Source organism: Roseovarius salis (genome assembly GCF_044472985.1).
GTDB classification, from domain to species: Bacteria; Pseudomonadota; Alphaproteobacteria; order Rhodobacterales; family Rhodobacteraceae; genus Roseovarius; species Roseovarius salis.
On the sequence record NZ_JBISDG010000011.1, the window covers coordinates 29,797 to 47,433 of the forward strand.

The 17,637-nt window shown below is 65.3% G+C and carries 24 protein-coding genes; 13 read left to right on the forward strand and 11 right to left on the reverse strand.

Features of this window, described 5'->3' with window-relative positions; all coding sequences use genetic code 11:
- Positions 1–20 precede the first annotated feature (20 nt).
- The 6 genes from ACH13J_RS06095 (at position 21) to ACH13J_RS06120 (ending at position 5,765) form a co-directional block, all read left to right on the forward strand.
- Entirely contained in the window at positions 21–824 is an 804-nt protein-coding gene (locus tag ACH13J_RS06095; RefSeq protein WP_397542424.1) for a cytochrome c oxidase subunit 3, read from the forward strand.
- A gap of 97 nt (positions 825–921) precedes the next feature.
- Positions 922–1,608: an SURF1 family cytochrome oxidase biogenesis protein gene (locus tag ACH13J_RS06100; RefSeq protein ID WP_397542425.1), complete on the forward strand. Its 687-nt coding sequence runs from the start codon at positions 922–924 to the stop codon at positions 1,606–1,608.
- Entirely contained in the window at positions 1,605–2,993 is a 1,389-nt protein-coding gene (gene thrC, locus ACH13J_RS06105) for a threonine synthase (protein WP_397542426.1), read from the forward strand. Before ACH13J_RS06100 ends, thrC begins: the two co-directional genes overlap by 4 nt.
- Positions 2,990–4,252 carry an insulinase family protein gene (locus ACH13J_RS06110; RefSeq protein WP_397542427.1) on the forward strand — a complete coding sequence of 421 codons (1,263 nt, stop codon included), beginning with the start codon at positions 2,990–2,992 and terminating at the stop codon, positions 4,250–4,252. The genes thrC and ACH13J_RS06110 overlap by 4 nt, the downstream gene beginning before the upstream one ends.
- A complete protein-coding gene (locus ACH13J_RS06115; RefSeq protein ID WP_397542428.1) occupies positions 4,252–4,836 on the forward strand; it encodes a GNAT family N-acetyltransferase in 585 nt (194 codons plus the stop codon). The genes ACH13J_RS06110 and ACH13J_RS06115 overlap by 1 nt, the downstream gene beginning before the upstream one ends.
- A 110-nt stretch (positions 4,837–4,946) precedes the next feature.
- Positions 4,947–5,765, forward strand: coding sequence for an MBL fold metallo-hydrolase (locus ACH13J_RS06120; RefSeq protein ID WP_397542429.1), 819 nt, complete (start codon positions 4,947–4,949; stop codon positions 5,763–5,765).
- Between the two features lie 4 nt (positions 5,766–5,769).
- Here ACH13J_RS06120 and ACH13J_RS06125 read toward each other — a convergent pair whose 3' ends face one another.
- On the reverse strand, positions 5,770–6,375 hold the full coding sequence (locus ACH13J_RS06125; RefSeq protein ID WP_397542430.1) for a GcrA family cell cycle regulator: 606 nt from the start codon (positions 6,373–6,375) through the stop codon (positions 5,770–5,772).
- Positions 6,376–6,501: 126 nt separating this feature from the next.
- Here ACH13J_RS06125 and ACH13J_RS06130 point away from each other — a divergent pair, with 126 nt between their 5' ends.
- Positions 6,502–7,305 (forward strand): ABC transporter permease, encoded by an 804-nt coding sequence (locus tag ACH13J_RS06130; RefSeq protein ID WP_397542431.1) that lies wholly within the window; start codon positions 6,502–6,504, stop codon positions 7,303–7,305.
- Positions 7,306–7,333: 28 nt separating this feature from the next.
- Here ACH13J_RS06130 and ACH13J_RS06135 read toward each other — a convergent pair whose 3' ends face one another.
- From ACH13J_RS06135 to ACH13J_RS06145, 3 genes are all read right to left on the reverse strand, one after another.
- Positions 7,334–7,681, reverse strand: coding sequence for a hypothetical protein (locus ACH13J_RS06135; RefSeq protein ID WP_397542432.1), 348 nt, complete (start codon positions 7,679–7,681; stop codon positions 7,334–7,336).
- 106 nt (positions 7,682–7,787) lie between these two features.
- Entirely contained in the window at positions 7,788–8,384 is a 597-nt protein-coding gene (locus ACH13J_RS06140) for a hypothetical protein (RefSeq protein ID WP_397542433.1), read from the reverse strand.
- A 75-nt stretch (positions 8,385–8,459) separates the two neighbouring features.
- On the reverse strand, positions 8,460–9,506 hold the full coding sequence (locus tag ACH13J_RS06145; RefSeq protein WP_397542434.1) for a Glu/Leu/Phe/Val dehydrogenase dimerization domain-containing protein: 1,047 nt from the start codon (positions 9,504–9,506) through the stop codon (positions 8,460–8,462).
- 121 nt (positions 9,507–9,627) lie between these two features.
- Between ACH13J_RS06145 and ACH13J_RS06150 the strand changes: the two genes are divergently transcribed.
- Positions 9,628–10,083 (forward strand): Lrp/AsnC ligand binding domain-containing protein, encoded by a 456-nt coding sequence (locus ACH13J_RS06150; RefSeq protein ID WP_397542435.1) that lies wholly within the window; start codon positions 9,628–9,630, stop codon positions 10,081–10,083.
- Positions 10,084–10,374: 291 nt separating this feature from the next.
- On the opposite strand, the gene ACH13J_RS06155 is transcribed toward ACH13J_RS06150, so the two are convergent.
- Positions 10,375–10,773, reverse strand: a complete 399-nt coding sequence (locus ACH13J_RS06155) for a DUF2177 family protein (protein ID WP_397542436.1) — start codon at positions 10,771–10,773, stop codon at positions 10,375–10,377.
- A 197-nt stretch (positions 10,774–10,970) separates the two neighbouring features.
- Positions 10,971–11,249 (reverse strand): acylphosphatase, encoded by a 279-nt coding sequence (locus ACH13J_RS06160; RefSeq protein WP_397542437.1) that lies wholly within the window; start codon positions 11,247–11,249, stop codon positions 10,971–10,973.
- Between the two features lie 103 nt (positions 11,250–11,352).
- Here ACH13J_RS06160 and lepA point away from each other — a divergent pair, with 103 nt between their 5' ends.
- Positions 11,353–13,152 carry a translation elongation factor 4 gene (gene lepA, locus ACH13J_RS06165; protein WP_397542438.1) on the forward strand — a complete coding sequence of 600 codons (1,800 nt, stop codon included), beginning with the start codon at positions 11,353–11,355 and terminating at the stop codon, positions 13,150–13,152.
- 120 nt (positions 13,153–13,272) lie between these two features.
- Complete coding sequence (locus ACH13J_RS06170; protein WP_397542439.1) at positions 13,273–13,512, forward strand: hypothetical protein; 240 nt, start codon at positions 13,273–13,275, stop codon at positions 13,510–13,512.
- Between the two features lie 46 nt (positions 13,513–13,558).
- On the opposite strand, the gene ACH13J_RS06175 is transcribed toward ACH13J_RS06170, so the two are convergent.
- Both ACH13J_RS06175 and ACH13J_RS18565 read right to left on the reverse strand, forming a co-directional pair.
- The gene (locus ACH13J_RS06175; RefSeq protein WP_397542440.1) at positions 13,559–13,702 is read right to left on the reverse strand and encodes a hypothetical protein; all 144 of its coding nucleotides are present in this window, start codon (positions 13,700–13,702) and stop codon (positions 13,559–13,561) included.
- A 55-nt stretch (positions 13,703–13,757) separates the two neighbouring features.
- Entirely contained in the window at positions 13,758–13,871 is a 114-nt protein-coding gene (locus ACH13J_RS18565; protein ID WP_449619225.1) for an entericidin A/B family lipoprotein, read from the reverse strand.
- 173 nt (positions 13,872–14,044) lie between these two features.
- On the opposite strand from ACH13J_RS18565, the gene ACH13J_RS06180 reads away from it, so the two are divergent.
- The gene (locus tag ACH13J_RS06180) at positions 14,045–14,290 is read left to right on the forward strand and encodes a hypothetical protein (RefSeq protein ID WP_397542441.1); all 246 of its coding nucleotides are present in this window, start codon (positions 14,045–14,047) and stop codon (positions 14,288–14,290) included.
- Between the two features lie 3 nt (positions 14,291–14,293).
- Here the strand turns inward: ACH13J_RS06180 and ACH13J_RS06185 are convergent, their stop codons facing one another.
- Entirely contained in the window at positions 14,294–14,647 is a 354-nt protein-coding gene (locus tag ACH13J_RS06185; protein WP_397542442.1) for a hypothetical protein, read from the reverse strand.
- 61 nt (positions 14,648–14,708) lie between these two features.
- On the opposite strand from ACH13J_RS06185, the gene ACH13J_RS06190 reads away from it, so the two are divergent.
- The gene (locus ACH13J_RS06190) at positions 14,709–14,894 is read left to right on the forward strand and encodes a CTP synthetase (RefSeq protein WP_397542443.1); all 186 of its coding nucleotides are present in this window, start codon (positions 14,709–14,711) and stop codon (positions 14,892–14,894) included.
- Positions 14,895–14,910: 16 nt separating this feature from the next.
- On the opposite strand, the gene ACH13J_RS06195 is transcribed toward ACH13J_RS06190, so the two are convergent.
- Entirely contained in the window at positions 14,911–15,666 is a 756-nt protein-coding gene (locus ACH13J_RS06195) for an alpha/beta fold hydrolase (protein ID WP_397542444.1), read from the reverse strand.
- A 90-nt stretch (positions 15,667–15,756) separates the two neighbouring features.
- On the opposite strand from ACH13J_RS06195, the gene ACH13J_RS06200 reads away from it, so the two are divergent.
- Positions 15,757–16,131, forward strand: coding sequence for a hypothetical protein (locus ACH13J_RS06200; RefSeq protein ID WP_397542445.1), 375 nt, complete (start codon positions 15,757–15,759; stop codon positions 16,129–16,131).
- 90 nt (positions 16,132–16,221) lie between these two features.
- Here ACH13J_RS06200 and glyA read toward each other — a convergent pair whose 3' ends face one another.
- Positions 16,222–17,529 (reverse strand): serine hydroxymethyltransferase, encoded by a 1,308-nt coding sequence (gene glyA, locus ACH13J_RS06205; protein WP_397542446.1) that lies wholly within the window; start codon positions 17,527–17,529, stop codon positions 16,222–16,224.
- Positions 17,530–17,637: the final 108 nt, after the last annotated feature.

The window sequence follows — 17,637 nt, forward strand, 5'->3', positions numbered from 1 at the left end:
TGGCGAGGGACACGGCAGACATGGCACATGAAAAGAACCACGACTATCATATCCTGAACCCGTCGATCTGGCCGTTTCTCGGGGCCGTCGCGGCCTTCGTGATGCTCTTCGGGGCTGTGCTGTTCATGCACGGCAGCGGCCCATGGCTGCTGTTGATCGGTTTCGTGGGCGTGGCGTACGTGATGTTCGGCTGGTGGGCGGACACTATCAAGGAAAACCACATTGGCGATCACACGCCAGTGGTGCGGATCGGTCTGCGCTACGGCTTCATCCTGTTCATCATGTCCGAGGTCATGTTCTTCGCGGCATGGTTCTGGAGTTTCTTCAAACATGCCATGTACCCGTTGGGCGGCGACGCCCCGGGCTATGCCGACGGCCAGTGGCCGCCCGCGGGCATCGAGACGTTCGATCCATGGCACCTGCCGCTGATCAATACGCTTATCCTCCTGTGCTCGGGGGCGGCGGCCACCTGGGCGCACCATGCGCTCGTGCACGAGAACAACCGCAACGACATCAAGTGGGGCCTGATCATCGCCATCGGGCTCGGCGCGATCTTCACCTTCTTTCAGGCGTACGAATACAGTCACGCAGGCTTCGGCTTTTCCGGCAACATCTACGGCGCCAACTTCTTCATGGCCACGGGCTTTCACGGGGCGCACGTGATCATCGGGACGATCTTCCTCTTCGTCTGCCTGCTGCGGGTGCTCAAGGGGCACTTCACGCCGGAAAACCATGTCGGTTTCGAAGCTGCGGCATGGTATTGGCACTTCGTCGATGTCGTCTGGCTGTTCCTCTTCGCCACGGTGTACATCTGGGGCGGGTAACCGCCCTCTCCGCGAACGCCCCGGGCCAGCCGGGGGCGGGTGAAACGGCAAGAATGCGGAAGGGATGCCTTCCGCATTCTATTTTCGAGGCGTGCGAATGCTCAGACGCGTGGCAGTCCCATTGATTTTCGGCTTCGTCGGGGTTGCGATCCTCGTCGGGCTCGGCATCTGGCAGGTCCAGCGGCTGGCATGGAAGGAGGGCGTGCTGGCGCGGATCGAGACGCGCATCGCGGCCGATCCGGTCGCGCTGCCGCAGGAACCCGATCCGCGGGCCGACCGCTATCTTCCGGTCAGGATGTCGGGCAGCTTCGGCGAGGGGACGCTTCGCGTACTGGTGAGCCGCAAGCGGATAGGGGCGGGTTATCGCCTCGTTTCGCCTTTCCAGACCGGAAAACGGCGGGTTCTGGTCGACCGGGGTTTCATTCCCGTCGCCGCCGACATGCCTCCGCCGCCGGAGGGGGCGGTGACCGTGACCGGCAACCTGCACTGGCCGGATGATCGCAACGACTCCACCCCGGCAAACGACGTCGCGGGCAACACGTGGTTTGCAAGAGACCTCGACCCGATGTCGCGCGCGCTGGAGACCGAGCCGCTGTTGATCGTGGCGCGTGATTTGTCGCAACCTGACACGGGCGTGACGCCCCTGCCGGTGGACACGCGCGGGATTCCCAACGATCACCTCGAATACGCGATCACCTGGTTTTCCCTGGCCGTCATCTGGGCGGGAATGACCGGCTACCTGATATGGCGCATCCGCAAACAGGACAGGGGCGGAAAGACATGAAGTATATCTCCACACGGGGCAACGCGCCGGTGCTCGGCTTCGAGGACGCGATGCTGACCGGGCTTGCCCGTGACGGCGGACTTTACCTGCCCGAGCGCATACCGCAGATGACCACGGCCGAGATCGCCGCGCTGGAGGGGCTGGACTACGAGGAGGTGGCGTTCCGTGTCATGCGCCCCTTTGTCGGAGACGCCTTCAGCGAAGAGGAGTTCCGCGGGATCATCGCGCGTGCCTACGCCGCCTTTGCCCATGACGCCCGCGCCCCGCTCGTACAGTTGGCATCCGGCCATTTCCTGCTGGAGCTTTTCCACGGGCCGACGCTGGCCTTCAAGGATTTCGCGATGCAGCTCATCGGGCAGCTCTTCGAGGCGTCGCTCAAGCGGTCGGGCCGCCGCGTCTGTATCGTCGGCGCCACCAGCGGCGACACCGGCAGCGCCGCGATCGAGGCGTTCCGTGGCCTCGAGTCGGTCGATGTGTTCATCCTCTATCCCCATGGCCGGGTTTCCGAGGTCCAACGCCGCCAGATGACAACCCCTGTGGAATCGAATGTTCATGCGCTGGCCGTTGACGGGCATTTCGATGATTGCCAGGCGCGGGTGAAGGACATGTTCAACGACTTCGCCTTTCGCGATGCGGTGGGGCTGGCCGGTGTCAATTCGATCAATTGGGCACGGGTGCTGGCGCAGGTGGTTTATTATTTCACCTCTGCCGTGTCTGTGGGTGCCCCACACAGACATGTCGATTTCACCGTTCCGACGGGCAATTTCGGGGATATCCTCGCCGGCTACATCGCGAAACGTATGGGCCTGCCTGTCAGGAACCTGATCGTGGCCACCAACCGCAACGACATCCTGCACCGCTGCCTGACCTCCGGGGACTACCGCCCAGACGGCGTGGCGCCCACCATCAGCCCCTCCATGGACATCCAGGTTAGCTCGAATTTCGAGCGTGCGCTCTACTATGCCTATGGTCAGGACGGCCAGGCCGTCGCGCAGCTCATGGACGAGCTCAAGGCGGGTGGCTTCCATGTCAGCCAAGGCGCCCTTGAGGCGCTGAGGGAGACCTATGCCAGCGGCCGCGCATCCGAGGACGAAACCCGCGCCACGATCGCCCGGCTGTCGGAGGGGACGGGCGAACTCGTCTGCCCGCATACCGCCGTGGGCGTCAAGGTGGCCGAGGACCACCGCAACGCCGGCACGCCGATGATCACGTTGGCTACCGCGCATCCCGCCAAGTTTCCCGATGCCGTGGAAGAGGCCAGCGGCACACGCCCCCCCTTGCCCTCGCACATGGCAGGGCTGTATGAGCGGGCGGAGCGCGTGACACGGGTCGCCAACGACCTGCACGCCATCGAGGATCTGATCAGGGACCGCACCGCGAATTGACCGTCAACCTAACGACCCTGTCAAATGGCTTCCGCGTCGTCACCGAGCGGATGCCGGGAATGCAATCGGCGGCGATCGGCGTGTGGGTGCTGGCCGGCGCACGGAACGAGGCGGTCCACCAGAACGGGCTTGCGCACTTTCTGGAACACATGGCGTTCAAGGGCACGCGACGCCGCAGCGCACTCGACATCGCGGAGGCGATCGAGGATGTCGGCGGCTACATCAACGCCTATACCTCCCGCGAGGTGACGGCATTCTACGCCCGGGTGCTGGAGAATGACGTGCCGCTTGCGCTGGACGTGGTGGCCGACATCCTGCGCCAGCCCGTTTTCGACCCCCGCGAGATCGAGGTCGAGCGGGGCGTGATCCTGCAGGAGATCGGGCAGGCGTTGGACACGCCCGATGACATCATATTCGACTGGCTGCAGGAAAAGGCCTATCCCGACCATCCGCTCGGCCGCACCATTCTGGGCGAGGAGGCGCGCATCCGCGCCTATACCCGCGACGACCTCACGGGGTTCGTCGACCAGCATTACCGCCCCGGCCAGATGATCCTCTCTGCCGCCGGAGCAGTCGATCATGACGCGCTGGTGCGCGATGCCGCGGCGTTATTCGGTGATTTGACCGGCGAGGCGCCGGCGCCCGCCCCGTCGGCGCGGTTCGCGGGCGGCGAGAGCCGGCGCGTCAAGGACCTTGAGCAAGCGCATTTCGCTCTGGCCTTTGAAAGCCCGAATTATACCGATCCCCGCCTCTATGCCGCGCAGATCTATGCTTCGGCGCTCGGCGGTTCGATGTCCTCCCGGCTCTTCCAGGAAGTCCGCGAGCGGCGCGGACTTTGCTATACCATCTTTGCGCAGGCCGGGGCCTATGCCGATACCGGCATGATGACGATCTACGCGGGCACGGCCGGCGCCCAGATGGAGGATCTTGCGCGCATCACCGTGGACGAGATGAAGCGCGCGGCCGGTGATTTCACCGCCGCAGAACTGGAGCGCGCGCGCGCCCAGATGAAGGCGGGGTTGCTGATGGGCCTTGAAAGCCCGTCGAACCGGGCCGAGCGCCTGGCGCGGATGCTCCAGATCTGGGGACGCGTTCCGCCGCTGGAGGAAGTGGTGGAGCGTATCAACGCCGTCACGCTGGAGCAATTGCGTGCCATCGCCGAGGAAACCGTCACGCGCGCGCCCGCCGCGATGGCGCTTTACGGCCCGGTCGAGCGGGCGCCCAGCCTTGACGCGCTGGCCGAACGGCGCGCGGCATAATGTTCGTCCCGCGCCGGAAAACGCGGATCGAAACCGAACGTCTCAGCCTGCGCCAGCCGCAGTTGTCCGACTTTCGCGCGTGGTCGGGGCTGCGCGAGCAAAGCGCGGACTTCCTCGTTCCGTGGGAGCCCCGTTGGGCCCGCGATCACCTGTCGCGGAAGGGCTTTGCCAACCGTGTCTACTGGGCGCAGCGCTCGCTGGCACATGGAACGGCGGTGCCGCTCTTTCTCGTCCGTCGCGAGGACGATGTGCTGCTCGGGGCGATCACGCTGGACAACATTCGCCGCGGCCCGGCCCAATCCGGCACGCTTGGTTACTGGATCGGTGCGCCCCATGCGCGGCAAGGCTACATGCGCGAAGCCATCACCGCGCTGGTTCACCATGCGTTCGAGCGGCTGGATCTCAGCCGGATCGAGGCCGCTTGCCTGCCCGAAAATACCGCCTCGCGCGGGGTGCTGGAAAAGTGCGGGTTCAAGTACGAGGGCGTGGCGCAGAGCTATCTGCAGATCAATGGGCGCTGGCGGACCCATGTTCTTTACGCCGCCTTGAGGGCGGATCGCCGCGGCCGGACCGAGGCAGGGTAGACGCGCGGCCCCCTGCCAGTGCGCCCGGCCCCTTGGGTGGTGGCAAACATCGGGGGCTGACGCGGCGTCATTCTGCCCTATAACCTGTCTTATTGACAGGGAGGTGCGCCATGTTCCGTCTGGCCTTGGTTCTGATCACGATGGCCGCATCGGCCGTCGCACAAGAGCGCCGTCCGAGCCACTGCATCGCCGTGGCCGACACGGCGCCGGGTATCGAATATCTGCACAAGGCGTCGTTTCGCGACCCCGTGCCCGACCAGTCGGTGCGCATTCGTTACGTCAGCCATGCGAGTTTCCTGATCCAGACCGCGGGCGGGGTGTCAGCGGTGACCGATTTCACCGGCTTCGTCGGCAACGCCGATTTCATCCCCGATGTCGTGACCATGAACCACGCCCATTCCACCCACTGGACCGCCAACCCGGACCCCGCGATCAAGCACGTTCTGCGGGGCTGGGGCGAAAATTTCGGCGAGGGGATCGACCACTACGTCGAGCTTGGGGACATGGTGGTGCGCAACGTCTCCACCGACATCCGGTCGGGGGCGGGGGTGGAGCCGGAGGGCAACTCGATCTTCGTGTTCGAGGTGGCAGGGCTTTGCGTCGGGCATCTGGGCCACCTCCACCACGAGCCGAGCGATGCCCAGTATGCCGCCCTGGGGCGCATGGACGTTGTCATGGCGCCGGTGGATGGAGGGCTTACGCTCGACCTGCAGACGATGATGCAGGTCCTGAGGCGGCTCAAGGCGTCGATCGTACTCCCGATGCACTGGTTCGGCGACGTGACTCTGCAGGCCTTCCTCGAGGGGATGGAGCCGGACTTCGACATCGTGGTGACGGAGGAGAACGCGATCACAGTCTCCCTGCGCACGCTGCCGGCACGGCCCACGATCATGGTGCTGCGGCCGGCATACCTGCGCGACGGCGAATAGGCGGCTACCGCTTTCGGTCGCGCCGCGAACTCATGGGCTGGAACGCGACGCCCACATGCGCCTCGCAATAGGGCTTGCCCGCCTGGACCGGCAGCCCGCAAAACCAGAAATCCTCCGTCGACGGGTCGCCCACGGGCCATTTGCAGGTGCGTTCGGTAAGCTCCATCAGGCCCAGCTTCTTGGCCTTCTTCTCGACCTCGCTCACCTTGGCGAGGGCCTCGGGATCGATCTCGTTGGCGGAGGGCTGGGGCGGAAGCGGCTGGCCGGCGGGAATGACCGGCTTGGCCCGTCCCGTTGTCGGGGCGGCTTCTTCTTCGGCTTCGGGCTCTGCCGGCGGCTGCTCTTCCTTGACCTCGGCCTTGGGCGCGGTCGGCTGTGGCGCGGGCTTCGACTTGGGGCGCGGCTTCGCGGCGGCGGGTTTCTCCGCGGCCTGGCTCTCGGGGGCGGCACCGTTGCCCGCGCCGTTGCGGTTGGACAGGCCAAGCCGGTGCACCTTGCCAATCACGGCATTGCGCGTCACGCCGCCGAGCTCCTTGGCGATCTGGCTGGCCGACTGCCCTTCGGCCCACATCTTCTTCAGTTTTTCAACGCGCTCGTCGCTCCAGGACATGAGCCACCTTCCTGTGTCGGGGGCGGCCTTGATGCGCGCGGCCGCCCGGTTCGCTCGGAAAGCCCTATTCTAATCACTGATGACTGAGTTACAAGGCGTCGCAAGAGCAGATGGAAAGGCATTCGGATGCAGACCGGAACGGAAATGGGAACGCGGCGCTTCGGGCGCGTCAACTGGCTCGGGCTTTACACGCTGTGCGCGCGGGAAGTGCAGCGTTTCATGGCCGTCTGGACACAGACGGTGCTGGCGCCGCTGGCGACTGCCGGGCTTTTCATGGTGATCTTCTCGATCGCGATCGGGCCGCGCCGCGGCGAGGTCATGGGGGTCGAGTTTACCACGTTCATCGCCCCGGGCATTCTCATGATGAGCGTGATCCAGAATGCGTTTGCCAACACGTCCTCCTCGATCGTGATCGGCAAGGTGCAGGGCAATATCGTTGACACGCTCATGCCCCCGCTCAGCCCGGCAGAGCTTGTGTTGGGCTACCTGGCGGGGTCCGTGGCGCGTGGTTTCCTCGTCGCGCTGTCGATCGGCCTGGGGTTGCTGCTGTTTCTCGGGATCGTGCCGGTCCACCCGGTCTGGGCGCTCGTCTTCGTCGTGCTGGGCTCCGCCTTTCTGGGGGCGCTCGGCATGGTGGCCGGGATCTTTTCCAACAAGTTCGACCAGATGGCGGCAATCACCAATTTCGTCATCACGCCGCTGGCGTTTCTATCGGGCACCTTCTACTCGGTCGAGGCGCTGCCGCCGGGGCTGCGCGAGGTCACGCATGTGAACCCGGTTTTCTATCTCATCGACGGGGTGCGCTTTGGCGTGATAGGCGTCTCCGACAGCTCCGTCTGGCTGGGGTTGGCCGTGGCAATCTGCGCGACGGCCGCCGTGTCGGCCGCGGCCTGGTGGATGTTCGCGCGCGGCTACCGGCTGAAGGCCTGAGACACGCGTGGTGCGCGCGGCGCGGGCATCAGCCGCACAGCTCCTCCGCGCGTTCACCGTAGCGCGCGTAAGCCTCCCAGAAGCGCCTGTCGGTCCGGCGGTCCGACTGGCGTATCTGCTGGGCAAGGTGGGGATCCTTGTAGAAGGCGACCGAGCGGCGCTGCTGCGCGCGGCTCAAGGTCTGGTTGGCGGCGGCCTGAATGCATCCGCACAGGCGCGGGGACCGGCCCTCGCGGCCCGAGGAAAGGCAGGCCCTCGTGATCGGCCCGTACGCAACCGGTGCCGTGCGCGACACGGCGCCGTCTGACGGTGGCCGGGGGCTCCCGCCACAACCGCCGAGAACGATCACCAGCGCGATCAGAGTTGCCCGTTTCATCGTCATGCCCGTTTCGTGCCTCTGCCGGTCCGGTCCGGGTTGCTCCCGGTTTCCCGTGACGTGGCTGTTTGTGTTGGGGGCAGTCTTGCCGATCGCGCGCGCAGTTTCAATCGTCAACATGGCCGCGTTCGCGTGACCGGTCGACGCGGGACGTGGCGCCGGGCGTGGCCCACTCCGCCGGCAGAAGAGATCCTGCCGTCATGGCGGGGTTGGGGTGCCCCGTGTCGCGAAAGGTGATGCGCGGCCCGCCCTTCTTGCCCCCGTTCTGGCCGATATGAACCTGCTGTCGCGGGATCCTGATCTCCAGCCGCCCCGACCCGTCACCGGGCTGCCAGGGGCGCTTCAGCCGGGTGCAGCCGGCAAGTGCGCCGGCATAGCTGTCGGCCGAAGCGGTACGCTTGAGAAAGCCGAGGTCGTGGGTGATCACCCGGCCATCCAGCGCGACCGATCCCTTTGCCAGAACCCGTGGTGCCGCGCGTCGGACGTAAACGCTGAGTTGTGCGCTGTCGGCCCATACGCCGCACAGCCCCGTCCGGCCGGTCATGTTTCGCATCTCCAGCGCCACCGTGATACCGCCCCCGGTGGAGTACTCCCCGCCGCCGATCACCGGTGCGGGGCCGAGGCGCGGCATCTCTCCCGCCTCAGCCGGCGCGGTCATGAGGATGGCAGCGGCGGCCGCCAAGGCGCGAATTGCGGGGTGCATGAAAATCCTCCCCCAAGATGACCGCAGGATAGGGCGCTGCGCGCTTGTGGGCAAGACGGTGGCGCTGTACTCGTGTCAGCCGGCCTTGGGCAGGATGCGCTCTTCCACCACGCGCGCGGCGAGGTGGACTGGGCTGATACCGTCCATCGCGGCCCGGGCGAGGATCGTGTCCATCGTGCCGACCAGCCCTGCCAGCTTTTCCTCGACCCAGGAGTCCCTGTCGTCGATCCGCAGGATCTCGGCGGCAACGTTGATGATCCCGCCGCCATTGGCGACGTAATCGGGCAGGTAGAGAATGCCGCGGGCGTGCAGGGCGTCGGCATCGGCATCGGTTGCCAACTGGTTGTTGGCCGCCCCCGCGACGAGTTTGGCCCGGATTTCGGGAATGTTTTGCGCATTCAGCACGCCACCTACGGCACAGGGGGCGAATATGCAGGCGTCAGCGGCGTGCACTTTTTCCGGTGCTTCGATGGTGGCCCCGAACTCGCGGGCGGTCTGTGCGGTTCTCGCCCTGTCGGTATCGGCGACGATCAGTTCCGCCCCGGCATCGTGGAGCAGCCGGCAAAGATGCCATCCGACATGACCCAACCCCTGCACCGCCACGCGCCGCCCGCCGAGCTGTGGGTTGCCAAATGCCTGACGGGCGCCGACGCGCATTGCGTCGAACACGCCGCGCGCTGTCACCGGGGAGGGATCACCGCTGGCGTGGCGGCCATCGTCGCGCCCCGCGACGAACCGCGTGCAGCGCGCGATCTCGGCCATGTCGGCGGGGCTCATTCCCATGTCCTCGGCCGTCCAGTAGCGGCCCCGGAGCGCTTCGACGGCGCGGCCCATTGCACGCAGCATCTCCGGCGTCTTGTCTGTCGCCGGGTCGCCCATGATGACGGCCTTGCCACCGCCGAGCGGCAGGTCGGCCGCGGCGTTCTTGCAGCTCATGCCGCGTGACAGCTTCAGAACGTCCTCGAGCGCGGCCTCGTCACTCTCGTAGCTCCGCATCCGCAACCCGCCCGCGGCCGGCCCGCGCGCGGTGGAGTGCAGGGCGATGAAGCCGCGCAACCCCGTTTCGCCATGTTCCACGCGGTAGACCTCTTCATGGGTGCCCGACGAAAGCCGTGTCAGCATGTTCTTCTCCTCCTCTTTGCTGCAGGATACGGGCCCGCGGTTGCGGAAAGCCGTCAAACAGTCCTAGAAAAGTGGCCAATTTTGGTGGTAATCACCAATATTTTCATAAAAGTTGGGGAAAATGGACAAGGTCGACCGGCGCATCATTGCCGCCCTGCAGCGCGACGGGCGGCAGAAACTCAGCCGCCTGTCCGAACAGGTCGGGCTTTCACCAACCCCGCTCGCACGGCGCATCGCCCGGCTGGAACGTGACGGCATCATCACCGGCTATTCCGCCCGGGTGGACCAGGACAGGATGGGCCTGCCTCTCAACATCTTCATTTTCGTGGAACTGGAGAGTCATACACGTGCGGCGATTTCCGAGTTCGAAAGCGCTCTCAGGCGGTTCGACGAGGTGATGGAATGCCACCTGATGACCGGCACGCGGGATGTGTTCATCCGGGTCGTGGCCGCGGATCTCGCCGCGTTCGACCGGTTCCTTGAGGAGGGGTTGATGCAGACCCCGAACATTCGTTCGATGCGCTCAAGCTTTGCCTTGCGCACGATGATCCGCCGGGATGCGCTGCCCGAGGCATGACGCCGCCGGCGGCCGGGTCTCAGCCCCTGAGTTCTTTCCAGAAAAGCGCGGTTATTTCTTCCCTTGTGGCCCGGGTTTGTCTTGGCGCCACAGGTTCCGGGTCTTGCGTGGTACGGGGCGCAGCGGGGCGCCGGAAGCCGAGGAACGCTTTCAACATCATCTCGATCCGTTTTACCTTGATTCTCAAAATGAAATGAAAGCGTCGCAGCGCAATCGTGCGAGATTACGGCAGTGCGGTGGAAAAACTCTGCGCCATAGGGCCTTTGCGTGGCATGCGCGCCGCACCTGTCGTCACGAGACGAGCCTGACGGCAGCCACGCCTGCCGCGGCCGCGACGGCCGTCAACGCCGTACCCCATGCAAGGTCCACGGCCACCATGGCCGGGTGCCATGCTTTCAGCGTGGCGTAGTTGGTGAACTCGTACGTGCCATACGCCAGCGCGCCGAGAAACGCGCCATTCATCAAGGCTTGGCTGGCCGAGCCCGCCCGCAGGGCCGGGACGGAAACGAACCACAACAGCCCGCCGATATAGAACAGGTAGAAAACGAGTGCCGGCCCGGCGCGGTACCCCTCCAGCAAGAGGGCCTCGGCATGGCGGGCGAAAACCGGCCGGATCAGGTAGCGCAGACCCAGAAAATCCAGGCCGAAGAAGACCGCTGCGGTGACAATGTATAACGCGGCATACTGCATGTCGCCTCTCCCCTGTCGCGGGAAAGCTAGGTCACCCGGCCCGTCATGCCACCTTGCGCGCCACGATCAGCCGGTACCGACCTCCAGCGGCCGACATCGCCATCCGCCACGCCCGCCCCTATCGCCCGTATCTGACCGGCGGCATCGTCTTTGACATGCTGACGGCATTCTTCCGGGCGCCGCGCGGCTGACCCCGCTCAGCGCAGGATGTCGAACGTGTCTGTCCCCGGCCAGTCCGTTCTGGATGTCTCGACGGCCTCTACCACCGCCGCGGGCGGTCCTGTTTCCAGCGCGCCGGCCATGTCATCGACGGCCTCGGTGCGGCCGGCGATCACCGCCGTCACGGCCCCGTCCGGCTCGTTGCGGACCCATCCTGCCAACCCTCTCGCCCGTGCTTCGCCCTGCGTCCAGGCGCGGAAGGAAACGCCCTGGACACGGCCGGTCACACGGGCATGAATCGCCTTGCTCTGCGACATGGGACACCTCCCTTGCATCGGGGCCCAGTGTGGCATGACTCGGCGTCTCTGGCCACATGCGGGCTATTGACCCTCCCCGCGTTCCACCGCATATCCCCACCTCATGACACCGCTCTCGCACATCCGGAACTTCTCCATCGTGGCGCATATCGACCACGGCAAATCCACGCTGGCCGACCGGCTGATCCAGATGACGGACACGGTGCCCGAACGGGACATGAAGGAACAGCTGCTGGACGCGATGGACATCGAGCGCGAGCGCGGTATCACCATCAAGGCCAACACCGTCCGCATCGACTACACCGCCGATGACGGCGAGCAGTACGTGCTCAACCTCATCGACACGCCGGGGCACGTGGATTTCTCCTACGAGGTCTCCCGCTCGATGCGGGCGGTCGAGGGGTCGCTTCTGGTGGTGGACAGCACGCAAGGGGTCGAGGCGCAGACGCTGGCCAACGTGTACCAGGCCATCGACGCGGATCACGAGCTCATCCCCGTGCTCAACAAGATCGACCTGCCCGCAAGCGACGTCGACCGTGTTGCCGAGCAGATCGAGGATGTGATCGGCATCGACGCCTCGGGCGCGATCCCCGTTTCCGCCAAGACGGGGCAGGGCATCCGCGAGACGCTGGAGGCCATCATCCATCATCTGCCCCCGCCGCAGGGCGATGTTGACGCGCCGCTCAAGGCGATGCTGGTGGACAGCAAGTACGACCTTTACCTCGGTGTCGTGGTGCTGGTGCGGATCATGGACGGCACGATGAAAAAGGGCGACCGCATCAAGATGATGCAGACCGGCGCCACCTACAACGTTGACCGTATCGGTGTCTTCCGTCCCGCCATGACCGTCGTGGACGAACTCGGCCCGGGGGAGATCGGCTTCATTACCGCCTCGATCAAGCAGGTGCGCGACACCCGCGTGGGCGACACCATCACGCACGAGAAACGGCCCTGCGACAAGCCGCTGCCGGGGTTCAAGCCGTCCGTTCCGGTGGTGTTCTGCGGCCTGTTCCCGGTCGACTCGGCCGAGTTCGAGGATCTGCGCGATGCAATCGAGAAGCTGGCGCTCAACGACGCCTCCTTTTCCTACGAGATGGAAAGCTCCGCCGCGCTCGGGTTCGGTTTCCGTTGCGGCTTTCTGGGGCTTCTTCACCTCGAGGTGATCCGCGACCGGATCGAGCGCGAGTACGACATCGAGCTCATCACCACGGCGCCCTCGGTCGTCTATCATGTCTACATGAAAGACGGCGAGCGCATCGACCTGCACAACCCCGCCGACATGCCCGACATGACCCATGTCGACCATGTCGAGGAACCGCGGATAAAGGCCACGATCCTCGTGCCCGACGAGTACCTGGGCGACGTACTGAAATTGTGCCAGGATCGTCGCGGCATACAGACCGACATGACCTATGTGGGCGGGCGCGCGATGGTGGTCTACGACCTGCCGCTCAACGAAGTGGTGTTCGATTTCTACGACCGGCTGAAATCGGTGACCAAGGGCTATGCCAGCTTCGACTACGAGATCACCGGCTACCGCGCCGACAACCTCGTGAAGATGCAGATCCTCGTGAACGACGAGCCGGTGGACGCCCTTTCCATGATGGTCCACCGCGACCGCGCGGAAACCCGCGGGCGGGCCATGTGCGAGAAGCTCAAGGGCCTGATCCCGCGCCACATGTTCAAGATCCCGATCCAGGCGGCCATCGGCGGCAAGGTCATCGCGCGCGAGACGCTGAGCGCCATGCGCAAGGACGTCACCGCCAAGTGCTATGGCGGGGACGTGTCGCGCAAGAAGAAGCTGCTGGAGAAGCAGAAGGCGGGCAAGAAGAAGATGCGCCAGTTCGGCAAGGTCGAGATCCCGCAGGAGGCGTTCATCTCGGCGCTGAAGATGGACGAGTAGCGCGCACATTCGTGCGTGCATGCGCGGCAATCGCAAGCCCGGCGGAAACCCGCCAGCCGACTCGCACCGGAGCTTCGGCGCCCTATATCCAAGGGGACAAAAGCAACGGGAGGACACGACATGAAACATCTTGCCCTGGCAGCCTTTCTCGCCCTGCTCGCCGCGCCCGCGTTGGCCGGGCAGTGCCCGATGGACATGGCCAAGATCGATTCGGCGATGGAGACCGCGCAGCTTTCGGATGAAAACATGGCCAAGGTCAAGGCCCTGCGCGCCGAGGGCGAGGAAATGCACGCGGCCGGAGAGCACGCGGCATCGGTCGAGACGCTGGCACGCGCAAAGAAGATGCTTGGGATCGAGTGAACCGCGCGGGGCCGGGCACGCCCGGCCCCGATGCCCGGCCCGGACCCTAGAACAGCCCGTCGCCGCCCTCTTTCTCCTCGACGACCTCGTCGGTGGCCACGATAGCCCCCGCGCCGATGGCGGGGCCACAGGCCGAGAGGGCGGGCAGGGCGCCGACCAGCGTGGTGGCGATCAAGAATTTGCGGAACATCTGAAACTCCTTTCGTCGTGCATTTGGCGCGGGAGGCCCGGACAGTTGGCGCCTCCTACTCGTTGATGACGGCCTCGGTGGTGTTCTCGACATCCTGCACGAAGCCTTCTGTCGTCTCGCAGGCCGCGAGTGCGGCCATGAATTGCAGCATGATCATCCGGCGTGCCATTGCGTCACCTCCTTGCCCCGCAGGTGGGGGCGACCGGGCGAGGATGACAAGTCGTGCGCAAAGACCCGCCGATGCGGGCAGTGACCGGGCGCTGGTTTCACATCCGGTTGATCGCGCCCTGACAGCCGTTGCCGGGCTGCCTAGCTCGGGGGTGAAAGGAAAGGAGGACCATCATGGACCGACTGAGCCTGATACTGACATTGGCGACCGGCCCGGTTCTGACCGGCGGATTTGTCATCGCGGTGCTTAGCCTGGGCTTCTACGGCTGGCCCGCCATTGTGACGGCGGCCGCACTGGGGCTGCTGCTGTCATGGCCGGCGGCCTACTTGATCTCGCGGCGGATCAAACGGCGCGACCCCGGCTTCGATCATACACGAAACAGCGGCGGCCTGCCGGACCCGACCGCGCCCGAGGTCTGACGTTCAGCCCGGTGCCGAGCCGCGTACAGCCTCGGGGTGTTCCGAAAGGTAATGGTGCAGCACCGCGTAAAGCGCGCGCGCATGGGCAAGGTCGTCCTTGTGCAACGCGTCGCGGATATCCTCGCAGATCATCTGCTGCACCTTCTGCGGCCCGTGCGGCTGGTGCATCGTGTACTCGGCCAGTAGCGAGGCGCTGACCTCCGGCAGATGCTCGTGCTCTGCCACCGCGTCGATTTCTTCCCGCGTCAGGCAGGTCATGTCCTCTATGTCGTCCAGCGTGATCATCGGCCCCTCCATGGCCATGATGGCACGAATACCATAGCACGGATATCCGGCCGAGAGGCTGACTTGGATCAATGTCAGCCGGCTCGGCGGTTGCTAGGCCGATTGGCGCAGGAACACGTAACCGGAGGACGCCATGATTTGGCTGGGCTTGATACTGCATCTTTTCATCGGCGCCACGCTGGCCGGGGTGGCGGTGATCGCCGCGCTGGTGATCGGGCAGGACACCCTGACGCCCATCCTGATCGCCGCCGCCATCGGGTTCGTGGCCGCCTTTCCGGTCACTTACGTCGTTACAAGGAAGCTGTACGAAACCCGTTGACGGCGGGGCGGGGCGGCTATTGCAGGAATGTCCGCACGGCCGCCTCGAACTCTCGCGGTTTCTCGGCATGGAGCCAGTGCCCCGCGCCGGGAATCTTGGCGAAGCGTGCCCTGGGAAACAGCTCTTTTATCACCGAGCGGTGCGCGCGCGTGACATAGCCTGACTCGGCGCCGGTCAGAAACAGCGTCTCGCCCTCGAAACGCCCGGTCGTGACGGGAAACCCGAGGATATGATCCATCTCGGCCTCCAGCGTATCGAGATTGAGCGTCCAGCGCCGGTTCTTCACGTCGAGTGACTGTAGAAAGAAGGATACCAGTTCCGGGTCGTCAAGATGCGGCGCCAGCAGATCCCTGGCATCCGAACGGCGTTCGATACCCGACAGGTCAACCGCGCGCATCGCCTTGATGTATTGCATCTGGGTGTGGGTGTACGACACCGGCGCGATATCGGCCACGACGAGGCGTTTCACCAGCTCCGGCCGGGAAAGCGCCAGAACCATCGCCGCCTTGCCGCCCATGGAATGGCCCAGCACGTCGCATGGCGGCTGCTGGTATTCGAGCACCTGTGCGAGATCCGCGGCAAGATCGTGATAGGTATGTGACTCGAACCAGTGGCTTTCGCCGTGGTTGCGCATGTCCACCGCCACAACGTGGCGGCTGTCCGCGAGCCGCTTGGCGACCACTCCCCAGTTGCGGCCGGACCCGTAAAGCCCATGCGCGATGACGAGGTTGGGGTGGTCGGTTGGCGTGCCATGTGCGATTTGGTTCAGCATGGTGCCGTGATAGCGCCGGTGCCCGGCATAGACCAGACCTGTTGAGCGGGGGTGCCGCATGCGCTACCTGTTCGGGCGGGAGAGCGGTGCATGATCGAACCAGAAAAGTTCCGGGAAAGGTCTGATGCCCTGAGCGCGCTGCTCCGGGCCAAGCTCGGCGTGCGCGGGAGCGGGCTCGAGACGCGGCTGGCGCGTGCCGGGCGGCGGTTGCCCCGCGCCGGACGCCGCGCGGCGCGCGATATCACGGGGGCCGCGCGCAGGATGGCGCATCCCAAGCTCGCGCGGTTGAACGACCCCGCGCGGCTGGATGCCGCGTTCGACGCGTTGACGGCACACCTCAAGGGCATCGACCGGGCGGATAGGCGGCGCCATGCCATCTTGTCGGTGTTGGCGGTCGTGGTGATAAACCTGATCCTGCTTGCGTTTGGGCTGGCCGCTTTTCTGCAATGGCAGGGGCTGGTGTGACCGGCCGCTGACAGCGCCGGTGCCGCGCCGCAGCGTGTCCGGCAAGTGGCGAAGCCCCTCGCCGAGGGCTTCGCAGGGCATTCCCGCGGATCAGAGGTTAGGATAGAGCGGAAAGCGGGCGCAGAGGTCGGCCACCTCGGACTTGACCTTTTGCTCGGCCGCACCGTTGCCGTCCGGCCCGTTTGCCGCCAGCCCGTCAACGACCTCCACGATCCAGTCGGCGATCTGCCGGAACTCGGCCTCTCCGAAGCCGCGTGTCGTGGCCGCGGGCGACCCAAGGCGGATACCGCTGGTCACGGTGGGTTTTTCCGGGTCGAACGGCACGCCGTTCTTGTTGCAGGTGATGTGCGCGCGACCGAGCGCCTTTTCCGTGTCGTTGCCCTTGACGCCCTTTGGACGCAGGTCGACCAGCAGCACATGCGTGTCGGTCCCGTGGGTGATGGTGTCCAGTCCGCCCTCGATCAGCCGGTCGCTCATCGCCTGCGCATTGGTGATCACCTGACGGATGTAGGATTTGAATTCCGGCTGGAGCGCCTCGCCGAACGCCACAGCCTTGGCGGCGATCACGTGCATCAGCGGGCCGCCCTGGATGCCGGGGAAGATGGCGGAGTTGAACTTCTTGGCCAGTGCCTCGTCATCGGTCAGGATCATTCCGCCGCGCGGACCGCGCAGGGTCTTGTGCGTGGTCGTCGTGGCCACGTGCGCGTGCGGGAAGGGCGAGGGATGCTCGCCCGCCGCAACGAGGCCGGCGAAATGGGCCATGTCCACATGCAGGTACGCCCCGACCATGTCGGCGATTGCGCGCATCCGGGCGAAATCGATCTGGCGCGGCACGGCCGAACCGCCGGCGATGATCAGTTTCGGCTGATGTTCCTTGGCCAGCGTCTCGACCTGGTCGTAGTCGATCAGGTTGTCTTCCTTGCGCACGCCGTACTGGACGGCGTTGAACCACTTGCCCGACTGGTTGGGCGCGGCGCCATGGGTCAGGTGCCCGCCGGCATCCAGCGACATCCCGAGGATCGTGTCGCCCGGCTTGAGCAGGGCGAGGTTGACGGCCTGGTTGGCCTGGCTGCCGGAGTTGGGCTGGACATTTGCAAAACCGCAGCCGAACAGCCGGGTTGCGCGCTCTATAGCGAGGTTCTCGACGATATCGACGTATTGGCATCCGCCGTAGTAGCGACGGCCCGGATAGCCCTCTGCGTACTTGTTCGTCATGACGGAACCCTGTGCCTCCATGACGGCGGCCGAGACGATGTTCTCGGATGCGATCAACTCGATCTCGTCGCGCTGCCGGCCGAGCTCCGATTCGATGGCGCCCGCCACGTCCGGGTCGCGCGCCGCGAGGGCTTCGGTGAAAAACGCTTTGCCGTCAAAGGGCTGGTTTCCGTCATGAGGCATGGTGTGTGACTCCGTGCGTGTGGCAATTGCGCGATTTCCTATAGGAAACGCGGTCTCATTGAAAGGTTGTAAAGCGACAAAACCCCTTGCGGGACCGTCATAACTGGC

Coding starts and splice junctions, on each gene's coding strand:
- ACH13J_RS06095 (WP_397542424.1), top strand. CDS start 21: ATGGCACATGAAAAGAACCACGACTATCATATCCTGAACCCGTCGATC.
- ACH13J_RS06100 (WP_397542425.1), top strand. CDS start 922: ATGCTCAGACGCGTGGCAGTCCCATTGATTTTCGGCTTCGTCGGGGTT.
- thrC (WP_397542426.1), top strand. CDS start 1,605: ATGAAGTATATCTCCACACGGGGCAACGCGCCGGTGCTCGGCTTCGAG.
- ACH13J_RS06115 (WP_397542428.1), top strand. CDS start 4,252: ATGTTCGTCCCGCGCCGGAAAACGCGGATCGAAACCGAACGTCTCAGC.
- ACH13J_RS06120 (WP_397542429.1), top strand. CDS start 4,947: ATGTTCCGTCTGGCCTTGGTTCTGATCACGATGGCCGCATCGGCCGTC.
- ACH13J_RS06125 (WP_397542430.1), bottom strand. CDS start 6,375: ATGTCCTGGAGCGACGAGCGCGTTGAAAAACTGAAGAAGATGTGGGCC.
- ACH13J_RS06130 (WP_397542431.1), top strand. CDS start 6,502: ATGCAGACCGGAACGGAAATGGGAACGCGGCGCTTCGGGCGCGTCAAC.
- ACH13J_RS06135 (WP_397542432.1), bottom strand. CDS start 7,681: ATGAAACGGGCAACTCTGATCGCGCTGGTGATCGTTCTCGGCGGTTGT.
- ACH13J_RS06140 (WP_397542433.1), bottom strand. CDS start 8,384: ATGCACCCCGCAATTCGCGCCTTGGCGGCCGCCGCTGCCATCCTCATG.
- ACH13J_RS06145 (WP_397542434.1), bottom strand. CDS start 9,506: ATGCTGACACGGCTTTCGTCGGGCACCCATGAAGAGGTCTACCGCGTG.
- ACH13J_RS06150 (WP_397542435.1), top strand. CDS start 9,628: ATGGACAAGGTCGACCGGCGCATCATTGCCGCCCTGCAGCGCGACGGG.
- ACH13J_RS06155 (WP_397542436.1), bottom strand. CDS start 10,773: ATGCAGTATGCCGCGTTATACATTGTCACCGCAGCGGTCTTCTTCGGC.
- ACH13J_RS06160 (WP_397542437.1), bottom strand. CDS start 11,249: ATGTCGCAGAGCAAGGCGATTCATGCCCGTGTGACCGGCCGTGTCCAG.
- lepA (WP_397542438.1), top strand. CDS start 11,353: ATGACACCGCTCTCGCACATCCGGAACTTCTCCATCGTGGCGCATATC.
- ACH13J_RS06170 (WP_397542439.1), top strand. CDS start 13,273: ATGAAACATCTTGCCCTGGCAGCCTTTCTCGCCCTGCTCGCCGCGCCC.
- ACH13J_RS06175 (WP_397542440.1), bottom strand. CDS start 13,702: ATGTTCCGCAAATTCTTGATCGCCACCACGCTGGTCGGCGCCCTGCCC.
- ACH13J_RS18565 (WP_449619225.1), bottom strand. CDS start 13,871: ATGGCACGCCGGATGATCATGCTGCAATTCATGGCCGCACTCGCGGCC.
- ACH13J_RS06180 (WP_397542441.1), top strand. CDS start 14,045: ATGGACCGACTGAGCCTGATACTGACATTGGCGACCGGCCCGGTTCTG.
- ACH13J_RS06190 (WP_397542443.1), top strand. CDS start 14,709: ATGATTTGGCTGGGCTTGATACTGCATCTTTTCATCGGCGCCACGCTG.
- ACH13J_RS06195 (WP_397542444.1), bottom strand. CDS start 15,666: ATGCTGAACCAAATCGCACATGGCACGCCAACCGACCACCCCAACCTC.
- ACH13J_RS06200 (WP_397542445.1), top strand. CDS start 15,757: ATGATCGAACCAGAAAAGTTCCGGGAAAGGTCTGATGCCCTGAGCGCG.
- glyA (WP_397542446.1), bottom strand. CDS start 17,529: ATGCCTCATGACGGAAACCAGCCCTTTGACGGCAAAGCGTTTTTCACC.